This window comes from Pseudomonas sp. PS02303, assembly GCF_029959925.1.
In the GTDB taxonomy this organism is placed as follows: Bacteria; Pseudomonadota; Gammaproteobacteria; order Pseudomonadales; family Pseudomonadaceae; genus Aquipseudomonas; species Aquipseudomonas mandelii.
Genome location: NZ_JASCOM010000512.1, coordinates 1 through 1,516, shown reverse-complemented (window position 1 = coordinate 1,516; position 1,516 = coordinate 1). Strand labels below are relative to the sequence as shown.

1 protein-coding gene is annotated in these 1,516 nt (G+C 62.4%); it reads right to left on the bottom strand.

The features are described from left to right. Nucleotides 1–112 precede the first annotated feature (112 nt). Complete coding sequence (locus tag QMX98_RS34555) at nt 113–1,282, bottom strand: MFS transporter (RefSeq protein WP_010466924.1); 1,170 nt, start codon at nt 1,280–1,282, stop codon at nt 113–115. Nucleotides 1,283–1,516 lie beyond the last annotated feature (234 nt).

Sequence of the window (1,516 nt, the reverse complement as noted above, 5' to 3'; positions counted from 1 at the left end):
GAGCAGGCTCGCTCCCACATGGAATTCGGTGTACACAGAATCTGTGTGCGCTGGAGATCCACTGTGGGAGCGAGCCTGCTCGCGATAGCGGTGTCAGCAGCGACGCAATGATTCAGCCGGACACATTGACCGCAGTCGCACCGCGGCGTTGCAGATAGATGTAGAACAGCGCGGCCAGCACCGTCAGGCCACTGACCAGCGCACCGGTCCACGGCAGATCCGCCAGGTCCGCACCGCTGGCAACCACCAGCCCGCCGATCCACGCACCTGCTGCGTTGCCAAGATTGAAGGCGCTCTGGTTCAGCGTCGAGCCAAGGTTCGGCGCTTCGTGCGCCTGATCGATGATCAGCAGTTGCAGAATCGGGCACAGGGCAAACGCGAAAATCCCCCACAGCACCAGTGTGATCGCCGCCGGAATCACCGAGTGACTGGTCTGGCTAAAGGCAGCCAATACGACCGCCACGGCCAGCGCCATGCCCACCAATGAAGGCAGCAATCGGCTGTCCGCCAGGCGACCACCCAGCATGCTGCCCGCCGTCAGGCCGACGCCAAACAACAACAGCATGATTGTCACGCCATGGGGGCTGACCCCGGTGATGTCCTGCAGAATCGGCGCGATGTAGGTGAACACGCTGAACAGACTGGTCGACGCCAGCACGCTCATGCCCAATGCCAACAACACATTGACCTTGCCCAGCACTTTGAACTCGCTGGCGAGGTTGGCCTTGTCCATCGCGATGTCCTTCGGCAGCCAGAGCCACTGCGCGAGGGCTGCAATCACCCCGATCACCGAGACCGCCCAGAACGTCGAACGCCAACCGGCGTATTGCCCGAGCGCGGTGCCCAACGGCACGCCGAGCACGTTGGCCAGCGTCAGGCCGGTGAACATCATGGCAATGGCCTGCGCCCTTTTGTTCGGTGCAACCAGGCCCGCCGCGACTACCGAGCCAATGCCGAAGAACGCACCGTGGCACAGCGCGGTGACCACTCGCGCGGCCATCAACGTGGCATAGTTCGGTGCCAATGCGCACAGCACGTTGCCGAGGATGAACATCAGCGTCATGCCCAGCAGCGTGGCTTTGCGCGGCATGTTGGCGGTGCCGATCGCAAGAATCGGCGCGCCGAACACCACGCCCAGGGCGTAGCCGGTGATCAGCAGGCCGGCGTGGGGAATGCTCACGGCGAGGTCGCGGGCGACGTCGGGCAGCAAGCCCATGATGACGAATTCAGTGGTGCCGATGCCGAACGCGGCAACAGCGAGGGCGAGCAAGGCGAGTGGCATGCGCAAGGTCTCTGTCGGTAGTCTTGACGCTTTGATCAGGCATACGCATGCCGATGACCGTTCTCGAAGAGAGCGGGCAGGGGCAGAAATTATTGGAATTAGTCTGTGCGCAACTGAGTGCGGCGTGGTCGCTTGCAGTATAAACAGCTGCTGACATATGGCGAATCAATTATCCACGCGTGTCCTGTAGGAGCCAGGCTTGCCGGCGAAGGCGTCCTTGAGATTGCCTTCGCC

Bases quoted from the DNA above. Each gene is read 5' to 3' on its own strand.
- QMX98_RS34555 (WP_010466924.1), bottom strand. From the start codon at position 1,282: ATGCCACTCGCCTTGCTCGCCCTCGCTGTTGCCGCGTTCGGCATCGGC.